Raw genomic sequence first — 21221 nt, forward strand, 5'->3', positions numbered from 1 at the left:
ATTTTTTTACATAATGAAACTGATTTCTTACTTTTTTGTAAAAATAATAGACACTGTCGCCATATGGAAACACTTGATCTTTAAGGGTTTGTATATAAAACGTACTAATTGTGTTGTTTGTGTTATAAAAGTGGACATTCTCTTTCTTTACGATTAATCTTCCAAAAAAATTGAATAGGTCTTACTTATTCTTTTTTGTTTTTTTATAAAATATGGTGTTTTTCATGGATGGTAAGTTATACAGTAGCGGAGTTTTCGCTGTTATATTTTTATTTTTATTAACGGCGTGTAACTCTGAAAAATCAAGCACAGGCGAAATTACAGATCCTGTACTTATTGAATATCCAGTTGTATACATTGAACGGAATGTTTTTATTAATAAAGATGAAGAGCAACCTGAAAGAGCTAGCTTTTCTTCAACAGATCCTATTGCATTTAATCCGGGTGCTAATCTTCTTATAAAAAATAATGCTTTTGCTGAATCTCAAGCTGTTAGCTTAACTAATGGGCTTTTTACTCGCGATAAAGTAGAAGAAAATGATATGGAAATTGATAACCGTATTGATCTACGTGATTTAACTGTATCTGAAGATGGGCAACAATTTCTTATTTCTATACGTGCCCCCAAAATTGTTGATGCTGATGAACAACCCACATGGAATATTTGGCATTACACACAAACCACTAAAAAGCTTGAACGTTTAATTATTGATAACAGCATTGCAGAACAGGGCGATGATCTAATGGCCTCATTCTTACCTGATGGTCGTATTATTTTTGCTTCTAACCGCCAGAGATTGTCAAAAGCCATTTTATTAGATGAAGGAAAATCACAATACCAAGGTCAAAATGAACGACAAGATTTGGGTACTTTTAATATTCATGTCATGCAAGCTGATGGTTCATCAATCAAGCAGTTAACCTATAACCTTAGCCATGACTTTTACCCTTTAGTTATGCAAAACGGGAAAATACTTTATAGCCGGTGGGATGCTATGGGTGGTGTGAACAAAATTAACTTATATCAAATGTTACCTGATGGTACAGAAAATCAATTAGTTTACGGTTGGCATTCGCATGAACTCACGATTGACGATGAAAATTTCGATATCGAGTTTGTAAAACCTCAACAAATGCCTAATGGTGATATTTTGTTGATGTTATCTGCAGATAATGAGAGTACATATCAAAAACGTCCTTTAATCGTAAATATTAACGACTTTATTGATGAGTCTCAGCCTCTAGATAATAATGCTCCTGCTAATGAAACGGCTTCGTCAGTATTATTTTCATCTCAAGGTTTTAACTATAATTTTTCTGATGATCTTAATGAGGCTGGCAGATTAAGCCATATATTTCCTTTACCTGATTCGAGTGAACGTTACTTGTTAAGTTTAGATTTATGCAGGGTAGTGGTAGATGAACTTACTTTAGCCTGCGGTCAGTTAACGGATGAGCAAAAGCTAGATGAGTCAATTGTCGCTGCAGAATCAGCATACGAGTTATGGTTATACAATAAAACTGAAAATACTCAACAGTTAGTGGCTAGCCCAAGTGGTGATAACCAAATGATAACCGAAGCTATTATTTTACAGCCCAGTGATATTAATAATGAGTTTATTGCTGATAAAGTTGTAGGCAATGAACTTGATACTGAATTATTTAACGAACAAGCTGCTGCACTACATATTCGAAGTGTTTATGACTTTAGTGGTATAGATACCACTGAAAATGGAATAGACCAACTTAAAGATCCTACACAAACAACGGCAGCAGAAAGACCTGCTCGTTTTATTCGTATACTACGTGGCGTACCTATGCCTTCTGATGAAGTGAGAGATGTACTCAATACAGACTTTGGTCGAAGTCGTCAGCAACTCATGCGTGAAATTATAGGCTATAGCCCAATACAGCCTGATGGCTCAGTTAAAATAAAAGTACCTGCAAATATTCCTTTCGCTTTAAGTGTATTAGACGGAAACGGGCAACGTATTGGTGGTCGACATCGTCAATGGATAACCGTTAAAGCAGGTGAAACTCTAGAATGTAATGGTTGTCACACCGCTAATGATACCACACCTCATGGTCGTAGAGATGCCGAGATAACTAGTATAAATAGTGGGGCCATTTTAGGCGGAGTACCATACCCAAATACAACCAATACTATTATTCCTGAAATGGGCCAAACGATGGCCGAAGCTGCTGAACAAGTATATGGCTTAGCTGAATTATCAAGTGATTTGGTTTATAGAGACATTTGGTCAGATGGTGATATTTCTCTTGTAAATCCATCAATTGATTTTTTATATAGCCTGTTAGAAACACCTATGCCAAATGGCAGTAATTGTTTTACTAACTGGTTAGCCTATTGCCGAATACAAATTAATTATGCTGAACACATTGCGCCGCTTTGGCAACGTGATAGACAAGTCTTCGATGAAGTAACAAACGAGTTAATTCAAGACAATACTTGTGTGTCCTGCCATCAACCCTTTGACGCAGATAACGTAGCACAAGTACCCGCAGGGCAGCTCGACCTTTCAGCAATACCTTCTGAAGAACCTGCTCATTTAGTAAGTTATCGTGAACTCTTCTTTAATGATGTTGAACAAGAAGTTGTTGACGGTATTTTAATTACTAAATTAATTGAAGTGACTGATAATAATGGAAACACTCTTTTTGAAGTGGATAACGACGGTAACCTTATCTTAGACGATGACAACATGCCTATACCACAATTAACAACAGTACCAGTAAGCAGTGTTATGTCTACACAGGGAGCTCGTGCAAGCAGTAAATTTTTTGATGTGTTTGAACGTGATGATCACCGAAATATGTTATCACCAAGTGAGCGTAAGTTATTAAGCGAATGGTTAGATATTGGTGGGCAATATTATAATACGCCTTTCTATCAATTACCTTAATTCAGTAGGCTTAAGTGAAATGAATACTATGTTAACTGGTATAAACCAAACAAAAATAATAAGGCCGTATATGCCATATAAACGTTATCAGTACTTATATTTAATGTTCAGTTTATTGTTTATCTCATCTTATGCTTTTGCTGAGGCCCTAATTACTGAGCCTACAGCTACTAAGCCCCTTAATTCTGAAATTGTAAGCCAAAACAATCAATTACTCATTGAAGTTCCTTATATTGAATTACTTTCGGGCCCCAGTGCTGGCTACCCAGTTATTAACGTTATTGAAAAGAACGACTTAGTTACAGTGTTAATCAAACGTACTAGTTGGTTAAAAGTTGAAGATAAACGCGGTAATCAAGGTTGGTTCCATCAAAATTCATTATTAAACGTAAGTCATTCTGGTGAAAAAGTGACGTTAAGTGAAATTGAATTTCACGATTACCAGCAGCGCACTTGGGAAGGTACTGTTATGTTTGGTGATTTTAATGGAGCAAATTTTTATAACATTGGATTAGGTTATGTTTTTAGTCCTGTTATTACGAGTGAACTATCTTTGGCTAAATCTCAAGGTGATATATCAGACAGCAATATTTATGAACTACAGCTGGTCAGTCAACCTTTTCCTGATTTAACTGTTAGTCCATATTTTTCTGTTGGACTTGGTCTTATTACTACCGAACCTCATAGTGTTTTAGCCGATGCAAAAACAAGAGAAAACACCCTCATAAGTAGTGCTATTGGTGGGAAATACTATTTAGCTCGAAATTTTGTATTACGAGCAGAATATAAATACTCGTTAGTATTGACTGACAGAGACGACAATGAAGAAATCAAGTTATGGAAAGTTGGTTTCAGCGTATTTTTTTAAACAGGTAAATAAACTTTATGACTTTAAAAACATTAATTATCATCTGTTTAGGATGTGTTAGTTATACAAGCTTTGCGAGCGAAATTTCATCCAATGAAGCTTCATCAAGTGATGTAAATATAAAACCTATTGTTGAACGTAAAGATGTTTTAGATGATGTACTTGATACTGAAAATTTTGAAATTGGACTTCAAGGTGGTTTACTCAGTATTGAAGATTTTGAAAGTAGTAGCTGGGTAAGTGCTCATTTGGCTTATCACATTACCGAGCATTTTTATGTTAAAGCACGTTACGGCGCAGCTGAAGCAGGTACAACAAGTTTTGAGCGATTATCAAACACATCTCCATTATTAACGGATGAACAGCGAGAGCTAACTTATTACGGCTTAAATATTGGTTATAACTTGATGCCAGGTGAAATTTTCTTAGGAAAAAATCTCGCCTTTAACAGCGTGTTTTCTGTGGAATTAGGTGGTGGTACAACTGAGTTTGCTGGTGATGATAACTTTACTGTAAACCTTTCTACTAATTACCGTGTTTTTATTAACGATTGGATCGCTTGGGATATAGGTGTAAGTGATTATATTTTTGATACCACTATTACCGGTGAAACTAAAACAACACATAACTTAAACTTCACCACAGGTTTTGCTGTTTATTTTTAATTAATTTGAAGCACTTAATCCTTATATATTTAGCTAAATAGGAACATTACTTTGTTTATAAAACCTCACAAGAATATGTTAAATAAATTTGTACATACATTAGTTCGAATTGTAACCCGTTCTAGATCTATAAGCCTCACTAAAGGTGTTACAACGTCATTGTTAGTTTTGTTGTCTGTTATTTCATTAAATAGTTCAGCGAATGAATTAGTAAACACTCAAGCATCTGACTTTACTTTGAAAAGTATGGCAGGTGAGAACCTAAATTTAGTAGAGCAACGCGGCAATATAACCGTTATTAACTTTTGGGCTTCTTGGTGTGGCCCTTGTCGAAAAGAGATGCCCGTACTGCAAAATCTTCATAATAAATATACCGATCTTGGTGTTCAGGTTTGGGGTATTAATGTTGAGCAAGATAACCAAGCAGGTCGAGATTTCATCAAAAATATCAATGTAGATTTCCCTATACTATTTGATGATAAAAATATCTTGTCTGAGCTTTATCAAGTGTCTGCTATGCCAACAACTGTAGTAGTTGATCGTAGCGGAAAAATAAGGTTTGTCTTTCGTGGATACAAAGATGGCTACGAAAAAAAGTATGCTAAAGCCATTAAAAAACTTATTCGTGAGTAATGCTGTTTGAATCAAATGCCTTTTTAATAAAGGGCTTAGTTAATAAAAATCTTATTGGACTATGTTATGAACCGTCAATTAATAAAGTACAGTTTACTCATTATTGCCTTATTTATATCAGGTTGTGCCCAGCTTGGGGTAAAGCCTTGGGTTAAACCTTATGAAAGGCAAAATCTTTCGGATCCTGTTATGAATAAAAATCTTCATGCTATAGCCAATAAACATGCAGCACACGTTTCTGAGGCAAGAGAATCAGCTCGTGGTGCAGAAGGGATCGGAGGCGGTGGTTGTGGTTGTAACTAAACGCATTACATACAGTTTATGCGCCATTTTTATGCTCCATGCACTTTTATTTCCACTAAAAGCGGCAGTATTAGACGAAGATAAAGCGGATGTTTTATACCATAGCTATGAAGGTGGTGGTATGAAAATAGATGGACCTGCATTACTTCTGAGAAAAAAAATAAACGAAAACGTTGCTGTGTCAGCCTTTTATTACGTTGATACTATTTCTTCAGCTTCTGTTGATGTACTCAGTAATGCCAGTCCATATACAGAAGAGCGCCAAGAAGGATCGTTAGGCATTGAATACCTACACGACAAAACCACTATGTCATTTGCGGTTAGTAAAAGTGACGAAGACGATTTTTTAGCGCAATCAGTCAGCTTTAATGTGTCTCATGACACCTTTGGTGATTTAACTAATGTCAGTATGGGCGTTAGTTATGGTGATAATGATGTGATGAGAAATGGTGATGAAAACTTCTTTGAAAAAAGTAAACAATATCGTCTTAGAGCCAGCATAAACCAAATACTAACGCGTAATTTAACGGCTGGCATTAGTTTAGAAGGTATAGCTGATGAAGGATACTTAAATAATCCTTATCGTACTGTCCGATATCTTGATCCAACCTCTGAAGCGGGTTTTGCATCACAAGCTGAAATTTACCCTAATACTCGTAATTCTTTCGCGGTTAAATTATCAACCAGCTATTACTTACCTTATAGAGCCGCATTATTCGGGCAGTATCGTTATTTCTCAGATAGTTGGGATATAGAAGCTCACGAAATTGAAATAAGTTACCGTCATCCCTTTGGTGAAGCATTAATGCTTGAACTTAAATACCGAACTTACCAACAAACACAGGCCAACTTTTACAGTGATTTATTTGCCTATCGAGATGCTCAAAATTATTTAGCAAGAGATAAAGAACTCAGTGAATTTGATGATGTTACGGTGGGAATAGGGCTTACTTATTACATTCCTAAACAATACGTTTTCAACGGTCTGAAATCAGAAGCAACATTACAGTGGGATCGCATTACCTTTGATTACCATAACTTTAGAGACAGAACCGTAGGTGCGCCTATTGGCGAAGAACCTTTATATGGTTTTACTGCAGATGTTGTACGCGCGTTTATCAGTGTTTATTTTTAATATTTTAATTTACACGTTAGCTAAATTTGTTAACCAAAATAGCCAAAGAGTTTTTATGATTATAAAACAGTTAAGTAAGTTTCTTATAAGTGCAGCGTTAAGTTGCTCAGTAATATTTTGCACAACGCTGAGTTACCAGGCTATTGCTGAAGAAAACATTCAAAACCCAGAAAGTAATACTATAGCTAGTGAGATTGAACAAATTAAAAAAGAAGTTTTAAAACTTAACAGAGAACTTTTTATTTTAGAGGAAGACTTATTGTTTCCTGCGAGTACTCAAGTAGCTGTGTTTGTGTCAGTTGATATAGGACGTTTTTTTACCTTAGACAGTGTAGAGCTTAAGTTGAATGATGATGAAGTTGCAGGATTTTTATATACAAAACGTCAACGAGAGTCTTTAGAGCAAGGAGGTATTCAACGTTTATTCAAAGGTAATTTAAAAACCGGCCAACACGAGCTTACTGCAATTTTTATTGGTTTAGACCAAGAAAAAAGAACGGTAAAAAGAGCGGTAACCTATCAGTTTGAAAAAGAAGATGATGCAGTAATGATTGAGCTTAAGCTTGAAGACAATACCAGAAACTTTCAAACAGAAGTTATTGTTGAAGAGTGGATACTGTAAGGTTTTATGTTGTTAACTATGCGAATAAATTCAATTTTTCCATTATTAAATCTTTCTCATACAGACAATGAGTACACACTTGTGAAGTATCTTGCGAATCAGACTTTTTCTTTGCATATGTTGTGTGTTGTTATTATTTTAGGTTTAAGCTTTTCAACGAATAAAGCACACTCAAAAGAAAGTTCTACAAAAGTAGAACTTAATACAAAACAGCCATTAAAACAGTTACCCGAACATTTGTCTGAAAAATTTTACCGACAAGCACTTTATTATTATTTTCAAAATAAACCGGATGAAGCACTTAGCCAATTAAATATTAACGACGAGTATTTTACAGAGGCACCAGTACATGCGTCTTTATTTAGAGCTGGGTTGCAAATTTCTCAAGGTTTACCTGAAGAAGCACAAAAGCTTTTAGAGCAACTTTCTAAAAAACTCTCTAATGAGTCAGCTGATAATACTAATCAAACTATAGGTTCTTTTTTTAAAGAAAGTTCAGATCACGATACGATCAGAAGCAACGTACAAAAAGATGAGTTGATGATTATTGTGCTACTGCAATTAGCAGAACAAAAAATAACGCAACAAAATTCTCAATTAGCTAAAAAAGAAGCACAAGACATTTTAAATAACATTCACCTAATACCCGCTCAATATATTGCTCAATACTATTTACTACAACAGCTTATTGCTTGGCCACAACAGCCAAATATTGAAGATTTATCGTTAGCGGAAACAAGTAAAAAGCAATTAGTCGCGTTACTCAATAACGATACTCAAGCACCTTATTTACTCCTAAACGAAGCGTTAAGAGCAATGAGTCAACAAGAGTACGTATTAGCAGAACAAAAACTAAAAGTATTACAAGCTTTTAAATGGCAACAAAAAACAAACGGTTTTTGGCAGCAGCTCTTTGCTAACGAATTAAAACAAACAAGTAAAAATAGAGAAGAACAACAATCTGAACAAAAGATCGAACAAAACGGCATTCATCATTATGCTCAGCTTTTATTAGCTCAACTGTATTTAGAACAAGGCTTATTTCAACAAGGTTATAATCAACTTGAAAGTTTTCCTAAACATTCGCCGTTCACTGAGCAAGCTTTATTTTTGTTTGGCTACTCAGCCTTTAAGTTAAATAAATTTAAAGAGTCAGAGGTGGTATTTAATACTTTAATTACTGATTATCCTTATTCAACATTTACTCAACAAACGTGGGCGTTAAGTGCTGAACAATATATTGCTCAAAACAAGCTTAATCTTGCGCTTAATCGTTACTTACATATTGAAAAATATTATGAGAATAAACAACACGAACTGAACGCGTTTAAACAGTTATTAAATACTGAAGATAACCTACTTAATTTGTATCAAGCGTTAAATGTAGAAGGCATTAGTAAATATGATGTATGGCTGCAAGCCTCTTTAAAAAACACACCATTATCTATAACGTATCAACAGTTATTATCAGTGGACACGTTAATTAAAAAAATTGAAGCACAACAAAATAGAAGTACGTGGTTAGCTAATACCATTACATTAAATAACGCACGACAAAATAAAATTAGAGCCAACCAAAGTAAAACTAATTATCTAGCACTACTCGAGCAACTTGCAGATAAAAAAGCGCAACTAAGTCAATTGCTGAATAAGATAAAAGCTGAAAAATTAAAACAAGGTAATGGTGAGTTATTTGCAAATAATGTTGAACGTAAATGGTTAACACGTATTGAAAATAGTAAACGGGCATTAACTTCTCTACAACTGAGTAGCCAGAACAGCAGTAAAAATAAAAAAGCTAAAGAAACTAAAGCTAAATTTAATCATTACCAACAGCGCTTAGTACGTGTTCAAGGTGTTTTAACTTGGCAGTTACAACAAAAACTTCCTGAACGTTTTTGGCAATCTCAAGAGTCCTTGAATCATGTTGAAGAGTTATATACTCAAACTATGCAGCAGTATAAAAGGGTAGATGATTTACTGTCGAAAAAAAGCGTTTTAACGGGGTTAAGCCTTAAGCATCAAAGTTTAACAAGTAATATTGCGTCGTTATTAGAAATAACACAGCAGTTAAAAGATAGATTGAATGTTAAATTATTAGAACAAAATCAACAGTTTGTTAAAAATGAACAACGTAAAATACAGCAGTTTTTGCTATTTAATCAACGTGCAATGGCAAATGTTATAGAAAGCCTTAATCAACGAGAGGCTTTATAAATGACCGCAACTAATAAACGTTACACCTACTACCTTAGGCTTTTAGTCTCGTCGATACTGATTGCGGGTTGTTCTGTTGTAGGAAGCAATAACGAAAATCAAGGCGACTCTGAAACCTTAGGTAGCTTTGTTAAATCTTCAAATAGAAGTATCACTACCAGTAATGGTGCAGAACAAGGTGAAAGCGAAGATAGTGCTCTTAGTGCTCAGCTGCTCGCTAAACAATTAACAAGAAAAGAGCGCTCTGAAAAGTTAGAAAAAATATATCGTTCAATTTTAACATTAGAACCTAATAAGGGGGTAAGGGCCCAAATACAACACCGCATGGTTCAGCTAGATATTGAAAAATATGAACAAATTGACGTCTTAGAAAATAAAGACATATTAACGGCACTTGTTAGCCAGTATAAAAATTTATTAACGACATATCCAAATCGCCCCGAAAATGAAGATATTCAATATCAATTAGCAAAAACGTATGATTTATTGGCGCAGCCAAAAGAAAGTATTTTAACTATTGAAGCGTTATTAAAAAATTATCCTAATACAAAGCATTACGCAGAGTTACATTTTCGTCGTGCCGAATTATATTACAACGTAGAGCAATATCCACTAGCGTATAAAGCTTATCAAAAAGTACTTAAAGCTGAAAATAATGAGAACTACCGCTTAAATAGCATATACATGTCAGGTTGGAGTCTTTTTAAATTAAACCGACTGTCAGAAGCTGACGATAATTTTATTACGGTATTACACCAGATAGCTGATGTTTATAAAAAAGAGAAGGGGGCCACGAATACAGACATGAATTCAGAGCGTGATTTTTCTTTTAATAATGTATCGGTTTCACATAAAAGTTTAGCTATGGATACTCAGCGCGTATTGAGTATTTCGTTAAGTCAGCAACAGCAGTCTAAAAGCTTAGTTGAATTATTAAACCGACAAGCTCCAATCTTAAGTGCTGAAAGTAATCAACCTTCTACAACAATAACAACGTTGGCTAGTTTTGAACATATTTTATTTCAAAATTTAGCTCACTTTTTGTTAGAAAAAAAATTAGAACATGATGCTATTTTAACGTACAAAAATTATTTAGATTATGCTCCACATTCGTTCTGGTCAGCACAGTTCTCTTTGGCATTAATCGACTTATATAAGCAAAAAGGTCAGTTGGCTAATATAAGAAAAATGAAAGAACGTTTTGTAACCTATTATGGATTAACATCACTTTTTTGGCAGCAATCAAGCTCACAGACAAAAAATTATGTGTTACCTTTTTTGTCTGATTATAGTTTAGCTAAGAGTCGCCGTTTATATGCGTATGCGCAAGATGTAGAAGATGATAAGCAAAGGGAATTAGCTTTTATTGAAACCGCAACCTGGTTAAAAAAATATATTGATGTTGTGGCATATTCTAATACTCAAGTAGAAGAAAAAACTAACTTAGCAACACAAGAATACTTCTTATACGCAGAAGCAAACTTTGAAGCCAAACAATATCTAGAAGCACTTAAAACCTATAAAATGTTAGCCTATTCTTCACCTTATATTAACCAACTTAATACTTATCAAACTAACAAGTTAAGTGCTAATAAAATCAATAATGCTATAAGTGTGGCCGGGGATCAAAACAATAATAATACCGATAAATCTTCATTCGATAATTTACCGCTAAGTTATATTAATCAAGAATCGGCTTATGCAAGCATAGTTACAATGACTGAATTACTTAAGGCTTTTGAGGGGCCAAAAGTTAAAGTAAATTCAATTAATGCGTCAAATTATGTTAATGATAAAAACCAACAGTTACTAAGTCAGTTACTTGAACAGCATAAACAGTTGAATGATTTATTTATTGAACATCATGGTGATGACAGGCGCGCTAAATTAATTGCAGTAAAAGCAGCTGAATATGCCTTTACGCAAAATAACATAGACGACGTTATTAAATACGCTGACTTTGTTTTAACGGCATATCAAGCGGATGCTGCTTCTCTCGCTAAAACCCAAAATAACAGCAAAGTTAAGTATTTACCCAAGCTAGATAGTATAGCTTTAAAACAAGTTGCTATAGCAAGTCAGCTAAAAGCTAATATTCATTTTAAATTTAAGCACTTTGAAGTTGCGGAACAAGACTATTTATTAGCGTTAAACTTTGTGCAAAATCCTGCTAAAAAACAAGAGATAAACGAACTTGTTGCTTATTCAATATATGAACAAGCCAAAGCACAAAAGGCCCTTGGGAGTAAATTAGGCGACCAATCAGCTAATGAACTCGCCATACAGCATTACTTACGTTTAGGTAAATTAGTACCCAATTCGAAATATAGAGCAAATGCTGAATTTGATGCCGCTAATTTATTACTTGCTAGCCAACAGTGGGCAAGAGCTATACCTGTGTTAAATCAATTTAGTCGTCAATTTAAAACGCATCCCTACATTTCAACTATTCCTGCTAAATTAGCATTGAGTTACGAAAAGTTAGAAAACTGGTCGCAAGCAGCACAGCAGTTATTGGTGATGGTAGCGAATGAAAACAATAGTGAGTTAAAGCGTGAATCTCAATACACCGCTGCAGAATACTTTTTAAAAGCGGGTGATACTAAGAGCGCAATTACACACTTTAGAACCTATGCTCACCAATATCCTGAACCTTTTGCTGTAGCACAAGAAGTACGTTTTAAAATGAGCGAATTCTATCGTGAAACTAATGAGCCTAATAAGCGTTACTTTTGGTACAGAAAGATCATTAGCTTCCATAAAAAACAAGAAAAGCAATCTACAGCATTTGATTTAAGCCGTTCAACGTATTTAGCGTCTTACGCTGCATTTGCTTTAGGTCAAGCGCATCAACAAACGTTTAATCAAACTAAATTAAAAGTCCCACTTAATCAAAGTTTAAAACGAAAGCAGCAGGCAATGGCAGAAGCTATTAATTACTATCAATTAGTATTTAAGTGGCAGTTAGCTGAGTTTGTACCGCAAGCGAATTACTCTATTGGTCAGATATATCGTAATTTAGCGGCAGATGTAATGAAATCTGAGCGTCCTAAAGACTTAGATGAGTTAGCGCTTGAAGAATATGAATTTTTATTAGAAGAAATTGCTTATCCGTTTGAAGAAAAGGCCATTGAAGTGCATCAAGCAAATGCCGAGCGTGCTTGGGATAATATTTATGATCAGTGGGTTAAAAATAGCTTGTCGGTATTAGCTGAAATAGAACCAGCAAAATACGATAAATTTGAAATAGTACCTGAGGTGTTTGATGCCATTTTCTAAATCGTTCAATAAGTTATTATCAAAAGGAACACTTAAGTTATTGCCTAAGCTATATTCTACGGTGGCTTTATCCTTAATGGTGTTATCAGTACTTACATTGCAGTCTTGCACATTAATGAGTGAATCTACGAGTTCTAATGGAAAATCAGGCCCAGATGAAAGTAAGGATATTAAAGCAATAGGCAAAAATATTATTGAATTAGGGGATATCCCTAAAGATACGTTGAAGACTGATTCGGCATTACCTTCTAACGATCCTAACAATACTCAAATAGCTAATTCAACTACAGAAAGTAAAACACAGTACCAGATCTTTATCGCACAACAAGCATCACTTAAATCTGAGCTACCTGAAAATATTCATACGTTATATAAATTAGCATTAGCTGAAATGAAGAATAAAAATTGGCAGGGTGCTAGGGAGTTACTGGACGATGTTATTAAACAATATCCTCGTTTGTCTGTAGCCTATTTGAATAAAGCATTGGCTCTTTACCAGTTAAAACAATTAGATGGAGCCGTTATGTCTTTGCAGCAAGCGGAAAAAGTTAACCCTATCAACCCTTATATATATAATCTACAAGGAGTCATAGCACGTGAACAAGGGCAGTTTAATGAAGCTGAAAAACGTTACAAGCAAGCTTTAGCACTATGGCCTGACTATGCTGAAGCTCATCTGAATATTGCTGTGTTTTTTGAGTTATATCGCGGTGAATTTGTTCAAGCTAAAGCGCATTATCAAGCTTACTTAGCGTTAAAACCTGATGATGCTAGAGCAAAAAAATGGTTAGCTGGTTTAGAAGTCAAACTTGCTACTCGTCAGGAGAGTTAATATGAACCTTATAAATAAGTTAAACAGTAACTTTCCACGCTTTATATGGATGTTATCAATGGGGGGATTATGTATATCGTTAAGTTTTTTATCTTTTGCATATAACGAAGAGAGCCAAGCAGTTGAATCGGTAAAGCAGGCTCAAACAGTTCAAACTAAAGATACAGTAAAAAGTAAGACGAATAACTCAACGTATGTGATTGAAACCTTAGTACAGGGTTCGCAAGAGCAACCTAACGTTATTTACATTACGCCATGGCAAGCGAATGAAAAGGCAATAAATATTGAAGGGCAATCGTTACAAGTATCTTTACCTAAACCTATACCTGTCACACCTAAAACCTTTAAAAATAAATTACACCAATACTATAAAAATTAAACGCGTTACTCGCGTTATTAAGAACTGACTTTAAATCATTACATGCCAATCAGCATGATATTTAAGGTATATAACATTGAACACAATAAAGGAAACACCATGAATTTTTTTGATACTATTATTACTTTTTTACAAGATGGAGGTAGCTTTATATACCCTATAGCTTTGGTATTAGTAATAGGTTTAGCTATAACGATTGAGCGTTGGTTTTATTTAACAACCACGTTAAGCGCTAATAAAAAAGCCATGAAGTTAATACAACCGCATTTAATGAAAGGTGATGTTCAAGAAATTATAAATGTGACTAAATCAAGTAAAGCGTCTGTAGCCGATGTATTGTATTCAGGTGCTTCGCGTCTTACTCAGACTAAACGCCGTGAAGATATTGAAAGCGCAATGGAAGATGCCTTAATGGAACACATGTTACGTTTAGAAAAACGTACACCATTTTTAGCTACATTAGCGAATATAGCTACACTTCTCGGTTTGTTAGGAACTATTATGGGGCTTATCGCGGCATTCTCTGCAGTTGCAACAGCAGATCCTGCTGATAAAGCTAACCTATTATCATCAAGTATTTCAGTAGCCATGAACACAACAGCTTTTGGGCTAATTACTGCTATTCCTTTAATTTTATTTCATTCGAGTTTACAAACTAAAACAACGAATATTGTTGATTCTTTAGAAATGGTAGGCCGTAAATTATTAAACTCGCTTTCGTATACAAAGTTTACAGAATCAAACTCAGACCGAGGTTAAGCTTATGAGACGCTTAAGACGTCACAGAGGTGAAGAAGCTGAACTAGATATTACCTCTTTCATGAATTTGATGATTGTATTAGTGCCTGTACTACTGTTGAGTTTAGTGTTTTCACAAGTACGTATTTTAAATCTACAGCTACCGGTATCTGCAGCAGGTGAATCGCCTGAGCAAGAACAAAGTGAAGAAGAAAAACAGTTAGAGTTGGTGATCACAAAAGATAGTTTATATTTAAATTATCCTGCGGGAGTTTTACTTAAAACTTTTGATTTATCTACCGATGAAGGGCAAACGACTCGTTATAACTTCGTTGCGTTATCCTCTTTTTTACAAGATTTAAAACTAACTTTTCAACAAAAAAACATAGAAAAAAGCGATATTGTTATTTTATTATCGCCTGATGTTAACTACCAAAGTATTGTAACGGCAATGGATACAGTTCGTTCATTTAAAGCCGTTGTAGCAGCCAATTTAGTTAATGCTGAGTTATTTCCTAATATTTCTTTAGGTGATGCCCCTATTGATGACATTGAACAAGTTGAATCGAGTGTTGCAGGAGGTGACTCTTGAAACAATCACTTCGATCAAAACGTAAAGCACGACACCATAAACGATTAGGGCAGAGTAGTAAGTTAAACTTAGTTGCACTCATGGATATTTTTACCATTTTAGTCTTCTTTTTAATGGTTAATCAGTCTGAGGTGCGCGTATTACAAAATACAAAAGAGTTAACACTCCCCGTATCGATTGCAGAGCAACTACCTTTTGAAAATATTGTTATTTCAGTATTAAAAGATTCAGTGTTAGTGCAAGGGCGTTTAATTTGGCAACAACAACTTTCTACAACTGATACAGGTTTGTCTGATAATGAAATTGATGATTTATCAAAAGCATTAAAAACTGAGTTGGTTTATCAAACAAGTAAGCGTACTGAATTGTCTGAAAAAGAAATACTTAATGGCAGAGCGGTTACCATTATTGGTGACGCCACGATTGAATATGATTTGTTAAAACACATTATGGCAATATGTGCTGATGCTGATTATAGAAATATGTCGTTGGCGGTTGAACACACATCATCTAAACAGGGAGGTGTTTAATGCTTAACGTAACACTTTCTTATAACGATTCCTCGAACGCTGTATTTAGTGACAACGCCGAACTGTTTACCGACAATAAACAAGATACTTTATTTACTAAAGTGCTTATTGTATTACTGAGTTTGTATTTGATTTTTGGAATTATTGTTCCGTTTATGGATCGTATTGAAGTACAGCGAGAAATAAAAGAACAAGTGCCGGTACAATTAACACGTGTATTGCTAGAGATGAAAGAAAAGGAAATTACACCTCCTGTGGCTATTGAAGAAAAAGAACCTGAGCCAGAAGTTGAAAAAGAAGAAGTTCCTGTAGAAAAAGCTAAAACTCAACGTGAAGTCGCTAAAGAAAAAGCTAAAACTACAGGGCTTGCTGCAATGAAAGACGATCTTTTCTCATTAAGAGATGCGTTTGTTGTAGCACCTAAATCTAGTGTTTTAGTAAAAAGCAAATCAACAGAAGCTGAAAAAGTAAAACGAAAGTTACTTGCAGCTAAAGCGAACGAACAAAGTAAAAACATTGCTTCAGCACAAGTAACTAAAACCGTAGCAAGTGATGCACTGAGTCCCCGCAATACACAAACAGTTCATTTAGCTGAAGAAGAAATATTAGCAGACACAATTGAAAGTGAAGAAGAAAGTAGTGAAAACCTTGCGAGTATACGTTCAGAAATGAAATTACGACAAACGCTTGAAGCCAACAAATCACGCTTATATTCACTTTACAATCGTGCTTTACGTAAAAATCCTTTCTTAAAAGGTAAGGTACTTTTTGAAATCGAGATTCAAGCAAACGGCACAGTGAGTAAAGTAGTAATACAATCAAGCGAACTTGAGGACAAAGCACTAGAGAGACGTTTAATGAGTATTTTAAAATCAATAGATTTTGGTGAAGAAGACGTAAATGTAATGAGTACCATTTGGGCTATTGAATTTTTACCGCGTTAGTTTTTTATTGGTTGTTTAACCTGAGTTTATGATTGTTCAGGTTTAAGGTGGACTAAATTTTAAGCTTATTTGGTACGAATATCTTATGGCCTAATTGCTCCAGTACTGTGAGTATGTCTGCGCCACGTTGTAATAAGTGTGTAGGCGAAGGCAATGTATGTAAGTTACGTTTTTTCAATATTTACTTGGAGGAAGTTGCTTTAACGGCTTTGCATAATGAGATTTCATCAATGTGGTGTCGTCTGAGTAAGTTTGATTCATGATCAATACTTAAACGAGATGACGGAAATAAATAATGCCAACCACGATCCTTATTGGCTTGAATGATAACGGGTATAAAGTTTATACCCGTTAAAGATTAACCGTTACTGCTTACGTCTATTTTTAATTTTTGTCCCGGTTGTAAATATTCTTTTCTGGTTAGATTATTCCATTTTTCAATGTTCTTAATCGATACATTGAACTTGTTTGCGATACGAGCAAAAGAGTCACCACGTCTTACTTTGTAGGTAATACTTTTCGGTTTTGGTGTTGCTGTTGTATTCCAAACAATAAGTTTTTGACCTAACTTTAAGGTCGATTTAGTTGAAATACCATTCCATTTTGCGATGTCTTTAGTACGAACTTTATAAGCTTTACTTATATCCCATAAAGTATCACCCGAACTCACTACATGAATCTGTTTTGTTTCAGTTGGTTTGTTTTCTGTAAGTTGTAGTTGCTCAGGTAATATATATTGTTGATTTTCAGCACCATTTTTTGAGGCAACAGGAATTAATAAATGTTTACCTGCTCGTATATTATTACCTGATAATTTGTTGATGGTTCTAATTGAATCAATGTCTAAATGAAATTTATGGGCGATTTTTCCTAAGCTGTCACCTTGTTTTATTTGATAACGCTGCCAAACCATGTGATCTTTTTTAGGAAGTTTAGCTAACTTTTCGTTAAAACTAGCAATGTTTTCATTAGGTAAAAGAAAACTTGCTGAATGATTAGGATCTGTTGCCCATTGATTAAAGCCTGGGTTTAATTCTTGAAACTTTTGTAAGGGTAAATTAGCTAAATGAGCGGCAACTGATAAGTCAATTTGTGACTTAACGTTAACGGTACTTACTACGGGGGCATTTGCTATAGGGTAAAGGTCAATCTTATATTCTTGAGCGTGTTGAATAATATCAATAACGGCTAAAAGCTTAGGAACATAATCTCGTGTTTCTTTGGGGAGTTCTAATTCCCAATAGTGTGTAGGTCTATTTTTACGGGCATTTTTCTTCATTGCGCGCTGTACACGACCTTCTCCCGAGTTATACGCCGCTAGGGCAAGCATCCAATCGCCATCAAAAAACTTATGTAAGTATTTTAAGTATTCAACTGCACTGTCTGTTGATGCAATAACATCACGCCTGCCGTCGTACCACCAATTTTGTTTTAAACCAAATTGTTTACCTGTTGCAGGAACAAATTGCCATAACCCCGAAGCATCAACACTTGAACGTGCATGAGGGTTAAATGCGCTTTCTACTAAAGGTAATAGGGCAACCTCAAGTGGGATGTTATTTTCTTCTAATTTCTCAATAATGTAGTAAAGAAAAGGCTCTGAACGTTTTAATAAATTGTTTAATGCATTAGGGTGTTTTAAATAGGTGTTCCTATGCCTGATCACATTTTCATGAATAGGAATATCTAGTACGAGATTACTTTTAATACGCTCCCACACATTGGCATATTCTATCGGTGCACCGTCAGGAGTCTTTTGCGAAGAGAGCTCTTTTTCTTCTTGAATACCCAATACGAGTAATCGGTGAATATCAGACGGTTTAGCGGCATTTTCAGGATTTAGGTTAGGATTATTTGTTTGTTTTGCTTGTTGAGAAAATGGCGTGCTTTGACAACCAACAAGTGCTATCGATAATGCTAATGAGAGAGAAATATACTTCATGAAAAGTTCTATTCGTTAAATGTGGCGTAAGTGTTACTTATTTAAAATACTAATTCAAGAAAGAGTCTAAAGTTAAAACTCATTTTTCCAACTTCTTAATTGAGTAAAAACGTCTAATTCACTTGTTAAAGTTGCATTACAATAAGTTTCAACACTGTCTTTTATGTGTTTATCAAAACATCGTAAAAAGGGATTTATTTTTTTCTCGGTACAAATAGAAGTAGGAATACTGCTTTGATTTTTATCGCGTAATGTTTTTACATAGTTATAATAATTCACTAGTTCTTCATTACTTGGATCTACCGTAAGTGAAAAAGCTAAGTTAGCTAAAGTGTATTCATGTGCACAATAGACTTGTGTTTTTTCAGGTAAAGCAGATAGGGTTTTTAAGGAATTAAAGAGTTGTTCACTTGTACCGTCAAATATTCGGCCACAACCCGCAGAAAATAACGTGTCACCACAAAATAAATTATCTTCTATTAAATAAGCTATATGCCCTAAGGTATGCCCTGGAATATCAAGCACACGACATTCTGTCGCTAAGGTTTCTAGATAAATACAATCTGCATTTTTGACTTGAATGTTACTGTATTGTATTGCTTCTTTTGTAGGGCCATATACGGTAATAGGCCAGTTATTATCGTTACAGTACTTAACGAGCTTTTCAACACCGCCAACGTGATCACTGTGTCGGTGAGTAATAAGAATAGTGGCTAGCTGAAGTTTGTTATCTTGTATGTATTTAATACAAACGTCTGCATCGCCAGGGTCAACTATTACAATATGATTTCCTGTATTTGAATGAATGCACCAAATATAGTTATCGGTAAAAGCCTTAATTGCTTTCACATAAAGAAGTGAGCTAGGTTGTGTTGAATTCATTTTAGACTTATTTTTAATATATAATTTCTGTAATACGGTTATTATAAGCTTTCTGTGTAAAATACGATATCAACGTTTTTATTCTTCACAAATTTATTTAAGGAAATTAGGTATATGAAACCTGCTTTAGCTTTTAGAAAGCAACGTTACCCAAAAGGTTGGGAGCAATTACCTAATGGCGAAATTATTCTTGGTGAAATTAATCAAATTTTAGCTCGATGGACACCAAAATTTTTTGGGTACCATTTACTTAAAATAGGGGCGCTAAGCGGGGAAGTTGATTGTAGTCAATCATCTATTAAGCATCAGATAACTATAGATGAAAGATCGCCCGATGCATCTGTGATTTCTGATATTGACGATTTACCTTTTTTAGAGCATAGCGTTGATGTTTGCTTATTGAGTCATGTTTTAGAGTTTACAGGTGACCCTCATCATGTTGTTCGTGAAGCGAATCGTGTATTAATTCCTAACGGGTATTTAGTGATAACAGGTTTTAATCCATTTAGTTTAGCGGGTCTAAACAGCTTTATTCCATACAGACGACAAAAGTCTCCTTGGAATGAACGTTTTTTTTCATCTATGCGAGTGAAAGACTGGTTACATTTAATGGGCTATGAAATTTTAACTGATGAACATTTATTACACTCATCACTTGCAAGTACTATGGGAAAAGGTAAGTTTTTTTCTTATTGGCAACAATTTGCAAATAAATTTTTGCCTCAATTAGGTTCTGTTTACGTTATAGTAGCTAAAAAACGTGTATTGCCATTAACGCCTATTAAGCCGAAGTGGAAGTTACGTCCAAAGTTTTCACCTGTTAAAGTTACAGGCATGAGTTCTAGCCATAAAACACCTAATAAAACTTAGGTTTTTTTCATTCAATAATATTTAAATAGACTATGACATTTAAAACTATTTCCAGTTCAACATTAGAACAATACTTATCAAACTTACTTAAACCTGAAAAAATTAGAGATTTTTGCCCGAATGGTTTACAAGTACAAGGCTCTGAAAATATCGGCAAAATTGTTACGGGAGTTACCGCAACACAAGCACTGATAGATGAAGCTATTAGCGTAGGTGCTGATGCAATTTTAGTGCATCATGGCTATTTTTGGAAAAACGAGTCTTATGTTATTCGAGGTATGAAACATAAGCGTATTAAGTCACTTCTAATGAATGACATTAACTTATTCGCTTACCATTTGCCCTTAGATATTCATCCTACTTTAGGTAATAACGCACAACTCGCTAAGCTATTTGGCATAACCATTACAGGTCCTTTAGAAATTGGTAATGATTACAGTGTTGCTGTTCAAGGGGAATTTACTGAAGAAAAAACGGGTGAAGCCCTTCAGACACTAATTTCTGATACCTTAAGCCGCGAATGTTTGCATATTCAGCCACCTTCAAATAAGCCAATTAAAACGGTTGCGTGGTGCTCAGGTGGTGGTCAAAACTATATTGAATTAGCCGCAGAGCAGGGCATTGATGCATTTATTTCTGGTGAAGTATCAGAACAAACAACTCATGTAGCACATGAAATGGACATTCACTTTTTTGCGGCTGGTCATCATGCAACTGAGCGTTATGGAGCAAAAGCTTTAGGCGAGCACTTACAAGCCGAGCTAGGTGTAGAGGTTGTATTTATTGACATCGACAATCCCGCTTAAAGTCGTATAAAAGATATCCGCGGTCAGCTCTATTAACAGGACTGGCCTATTATACCCGTT

Annotated in this window: 19 protein-coding genes; 17 read left to right on the top strand and 2 right to left on the bottom strand. The window is 34.8% G+C overall.

The window, feature by feature from the left end; translation table 11 throughout:
- Positions 1-224: 224 nt before the first annotated feature.
- The 15 genes from ACM9HF_RS02065 to ACM9HF_RS02135 all read left to right on the top strand — a co-directional run bounded on the left by ACM9HF_RS02065 (position 225) and on the right by ACM9HF_RS02135 (position 16661).
- On the top strand, positions 225-2924 hold the full coding sequence (locus ACM9HF_RS02065; protein ID WP_473614058.1) for an HzsA-related protein: 2700 nt from the start codon (positions 225-227) through the stop codon (positions 2922-2924).
- Positions 2925-2994: 70 nt separating this feature from the next.
- Positions 2995-3792: an outer membrane beta-barrel protein gene (locus tag ACM9HF_RS02070; protein ID WP_473614059.1), complete on the top strand. Its 798-nt coding sequence runs from the start codon at positions 2995-2997 to the stop codon at positions 3790-3792.
- Between the two features lie 17 nt (positions 3793-3809).
- On the top strand, positions 3810-4457 hold the full coding sequence (locus tag ACM9HF_RS02075; protein ID WP_473614060.1) for an outer membrane beta-barrel domain-containing protein: 648 nt from the start codon (positions 3810-3812) through the stop codon (positions 4455-4457).
- Positions 4458-4508: 51 nt separating this feature from the next.
- Positions 4509-5090 carry a TlpA family protein disulfide reductase gene (locus tag ACM9HF_RS02080; RefSeq protein ID WP_473614061.1) on the top strand — a complete coding sequence of 194 codons (582 nt, stop codon included), beginning with the start codon at positions 4509-4511 and terminating at the stop codon, positions 5088-5090.
- Positions 5091-5156: 66 nt separating this feature from the next.
- Positions 5157-5393: a DUF4266 domain-containing protein gene (locus ACM9HF_RS02085; protein WP_473614062.1), complete on the top strand. Its 237-nt coding sequence runs from the start codon at positions 5157-5159 to the stop codon at positions 5391-5393.
- The gene (locus ACM9HF_RS02090; protein WP_473614063.1) at positions 5380-6528 is read left to right on the top strand and encodes a DUF3570 domain-containing protein; all 1149 of its coding nucleotides are present in this window, start codon (positions 5380-5382) and stop codon (positions 6526-6528) included. Before ACM9HF_RS02085 ends, ACM9HF_RS02090 begins: the two co-directional genes overlap by 14 nt.
- 55 nt (positions 6529-6583) lie before the next feature.
- Complete coding sequence (locus ACM9HF_RS02095; protein WP_473614064.1) at positions 6584-7150, top strand: AraC family transcriptional regulator; 567 nt, start codon at positions 6584-6586, stop codon at positions 7148-7150.
- 18 nt (positions 7151-7168) lie between these two features.
- Positions 7169-9367 (top strand): CDC27 family protein, encoded by a 2199-nt coding sequence (locus tag ACM9HF_RS02100; protein WP_473614065.1) that lies wholly within the window; start codon positions 7169-7171, stop codon positions 9365-9367.
- Positions 9368-12646, top strand: coding sequence for a tetratricopeptide repeat protein (locus ACM9HF_RS02105; protein ID WP_473614066.1), 3279 nt, complete (start codon positions 9368-9370; stop codon positions 12644-12646).
- Positions 12633-13478 carry a tetratricopeptide repeat protein gene (locus tag ACM9HF_RS02110; protein ID WP_473614067.1) on the top strand — a complete coding sequence of 282 codons (846 nt, stop codon included), beginning with the start codon at positions 12633-12635 and terminating at the stop codon, positions 13476-13478. The genes ACM9HF_RS02105 and ACM9HF_RS02110 overlap by 14 nt, the downstream gene beginning before the upstream one ends.
- Position 13479: 1 nt before the next feature.
- Complete coding sequence (locus ACM9HF_RS02115) at positions 13480-13857, top strand: hypothetical protein (protein WP_473614068.1); 378 nt, start codon at positions 13480-13482, stop codon at positions 13855-13857.
- Positions 13858-13956: 99 nt separating this feature from the next.
- Positions 13957-14616: a MotA/TolQ/ExbB proton channel family protein gene (locus ACM9HF_RS02120; protein WP_473614069.1), complete on the top strand. Its 660-nt coding sequence runs from the start codon at positions 13957-13959 to the stop codon at positions 14614-14616.
- A 4-nt stretch (positions 14617-14620) separates the two neighbouring features.
- Positions 14621-15187: a biopolymer transporter ExbD gene (locus tag ACM9HF_RS02125; protein ID WP_473614070.1), complete on the top strand. Its 567-nt coding sequence runs from the start codon at positions 14621-14623 to the stop codon at positions 15185-15187.
- Entirely contained in the window at positions 15184-15717 is a 534-nt protein-coding gene (locus ACM9HF_RS02130) for an ExbD/TolR family protein (protein ID WP_473614071.1), read from the top strand. The genes ACM9HF_RS02125 and ACM9HF_RS02130 overlap by 4 nt, the downstream gene beginning before the upstream one ends.
- Positions 15717-16661, top strand: coding sequence for an AgmX/PglI C-terminal domain-containing protein (locus ACM9HF_RS02135; RefSeq protein WP_473614072.1), 945 nt, complete (start codon positions 15717-15719; stop codon positions 16659-16661). The genes ACM9HF_RS02130 and ACM9HF_RS02135 overlap by 1 nt, the downstream gene beginning before the upstream one ends.
- Before the next feature lie 358 nt (positions 16662-17019).
- Here the strand turns inward: ACM9HF_RS02135 and ACM9HF_RS02140 are convergent, their stop codons facing one another.
- Positions 17020-18603 carry a LysM peptidoglycan-binding domain-containing protein gene (locus ACM9HF_RS02140; RefSeq protein ID WP_473614073.1) on the bottom strand — a complete coding sequence of 528 codons (1584 nt, stop codon included), beginning with the start codon at positions 18601-18603 and terminating at the stop codon, positions 17020-17022.
- Between the two features lie 72 nt (positions 18604-18675).
- Positions 18676-19485, bottom strand: a complete 810-nt coding sequence (gene gloB, locus ACM9HF_RS02145; RefSeq protein ID WP_473614074.1) for a hydroxyacylglutathione hydrolase — start codon at positions 19483-19485, stop codon at positions 18676-18678.
- A 114-nt stretch (positions 19486-19599) separates the two neighbouring features.
- Between gloB and ACM9HF_RS02150 the strand changes: the two genes are divergently transcribed.
- Together ACM9HF_RS02150 and ACM9HF_RS02155 are read left to right on the top strand one after the other, a co-directional pair.
- Complete coding sequence (locus tag ACM9HF_RS02150; protein WP_473614075.1) at positions 19600-20355, top strand: class I SAM-dependent methyltransferase; 756 nt, start codon at positions 19600-19602, stop codon at positions 20353-20355.
- Between the two features lie 32 nt (positions 20356-20387).
- Positions 20388-21161, top strand: coding sequence for a Nif3-like dinuclear metal center hexameric protein (locus ACM9HF_RS02155; RefSeq protein WP_473614076.1), 774 nt, complete (start codon positions 20388-20390; stop codon positions 21159-21161).
- Positions 21162-21221: the final 60 nt, after the last annotated feature.

It is taken from the genome of Colwellia sp. RE-S-Sl-9 (assembly GCF_048296855.1).
Lineage (GTDB): Bacteria > Pseudomonadota > Gammaproteobacteria > Enterobacterales > Alteromonadaceae > Pseudocolwellia.

Excerpts from the sequence above, each read along its gene's own strand:
- ACM9HF_RS02070 (WP_473614059.1), top strand. The coding sequence starts at position 2,995 with ATGCCATATAAACGTTATCAGTACTTATATTTAATGTTCAGTTTATTG.
- gloB (WP_473614074.1), bottom strand. The coding sequence starts at position 19,485 with ATGAATTCAACACAACCTAGCTCACTTCTTTATGTGAAAGCAATTAAG.
- ACM9HF_RS02100 (WP_473614065.1), top strand. The coding sequence starts at position 7,169 with ATGCGAATAAATTCAATTTTTCCATTATTAAATCTTTCTCATACAGAC.
- ACM9HF_RS02135 (WP_473614072.1), top strand. The coding sequence starts at position 15,717 with ATGCTTAACGTAACACTTTCTTATAACGATTCCTCGAACGCTGTATTT.
- ACM9HF_RS02140 (WP_473614073.1), bottom strand. The coding sequence starts at position 18,603 with ATGAAGTATATTTCTCTCTCATTAGCATTATCGATAGCACTTGTTGGT.
- ACM9HF_RS02105 (WP_473614066.1), top strand. The coding sequence starts at position 9,368 with ATGACCGCAACTAATAAACGTTACACCTACTACCTTAGGCTTTTAGTC.
- ACM9HF_RS02065 (WP_473614058.1), top strand. The coding sequence starts at position 225 with ATGGATGGTAAGTTATACAGTAGCGGAGTTTTCGCTGTTATATTTTTA.
- ACM9HF_RS02120 (WP_473614069.1), top strand. The coding sequence starts at position 13,957 with ATGAATTTTTTTGATACTATTATTACTTTTTTACAAGATGGAGGTAGC.
- ACM9HF_RS02085 (WP_473614062.1), top strand. The coding sequence starts at position 5,157 with ATGAACCGTCAATTAATAAAGTACAGTTTACTCATTATTGCCTTATTT.
- ACM9HF_RS02075 (WP_473614060.1), top strand. The coding sequence starts at position 3,810 with ATGACTTTAAAAACATTAATTATCATCTGTTTAGGATGTGTTAGTTAT.
- ACM9HF_RS02115 (WP_473614068.1), top strand. The coding sequence starts at position 13,480 with ATGAACCTTATAAATAAGTTAAACAGTAACTTTCCACGCTTTATATGG.
- ACM9HF_RS02155 (WP_473614076.1), top strand. The coding sequence starts at position 20,388 with ATGACATTTAAAACTATTTCCAGTTCAACATTAGAACAATACTTATCA.
- ACM9HF_RS02125 (WP_473614070.1), top strand. The coding sequence starts at position 14,621 with ATGAGACGCTTAAGACGTCACAGAGGTGAAGAAGCTGAACTAGATATT.
- ACM9HF_RS02095 (WP_473614064.1), top strand. The coding sequence starts at position 6,584 with ATGATTATAAAACAGTTAAGTAAGTTTCTTATAAGTGCAGCGTTAAGT.
- ACM9HF_RS02150 (WP_473614075.1), top strand. The coding sequence starts at position 19,600 with ATGAAACCTGCTTTAGCTTTTAGAAAGCAACGTTACCCAAAAGGTTGG.
- ACM9HF_RS02110 (WP_473614067.1), top strand. The coding sequence starts at position 12,633 with ATGCCATTTTCTAAATCGTTCAATAAGTTATTATCAAAAGGAACACTT.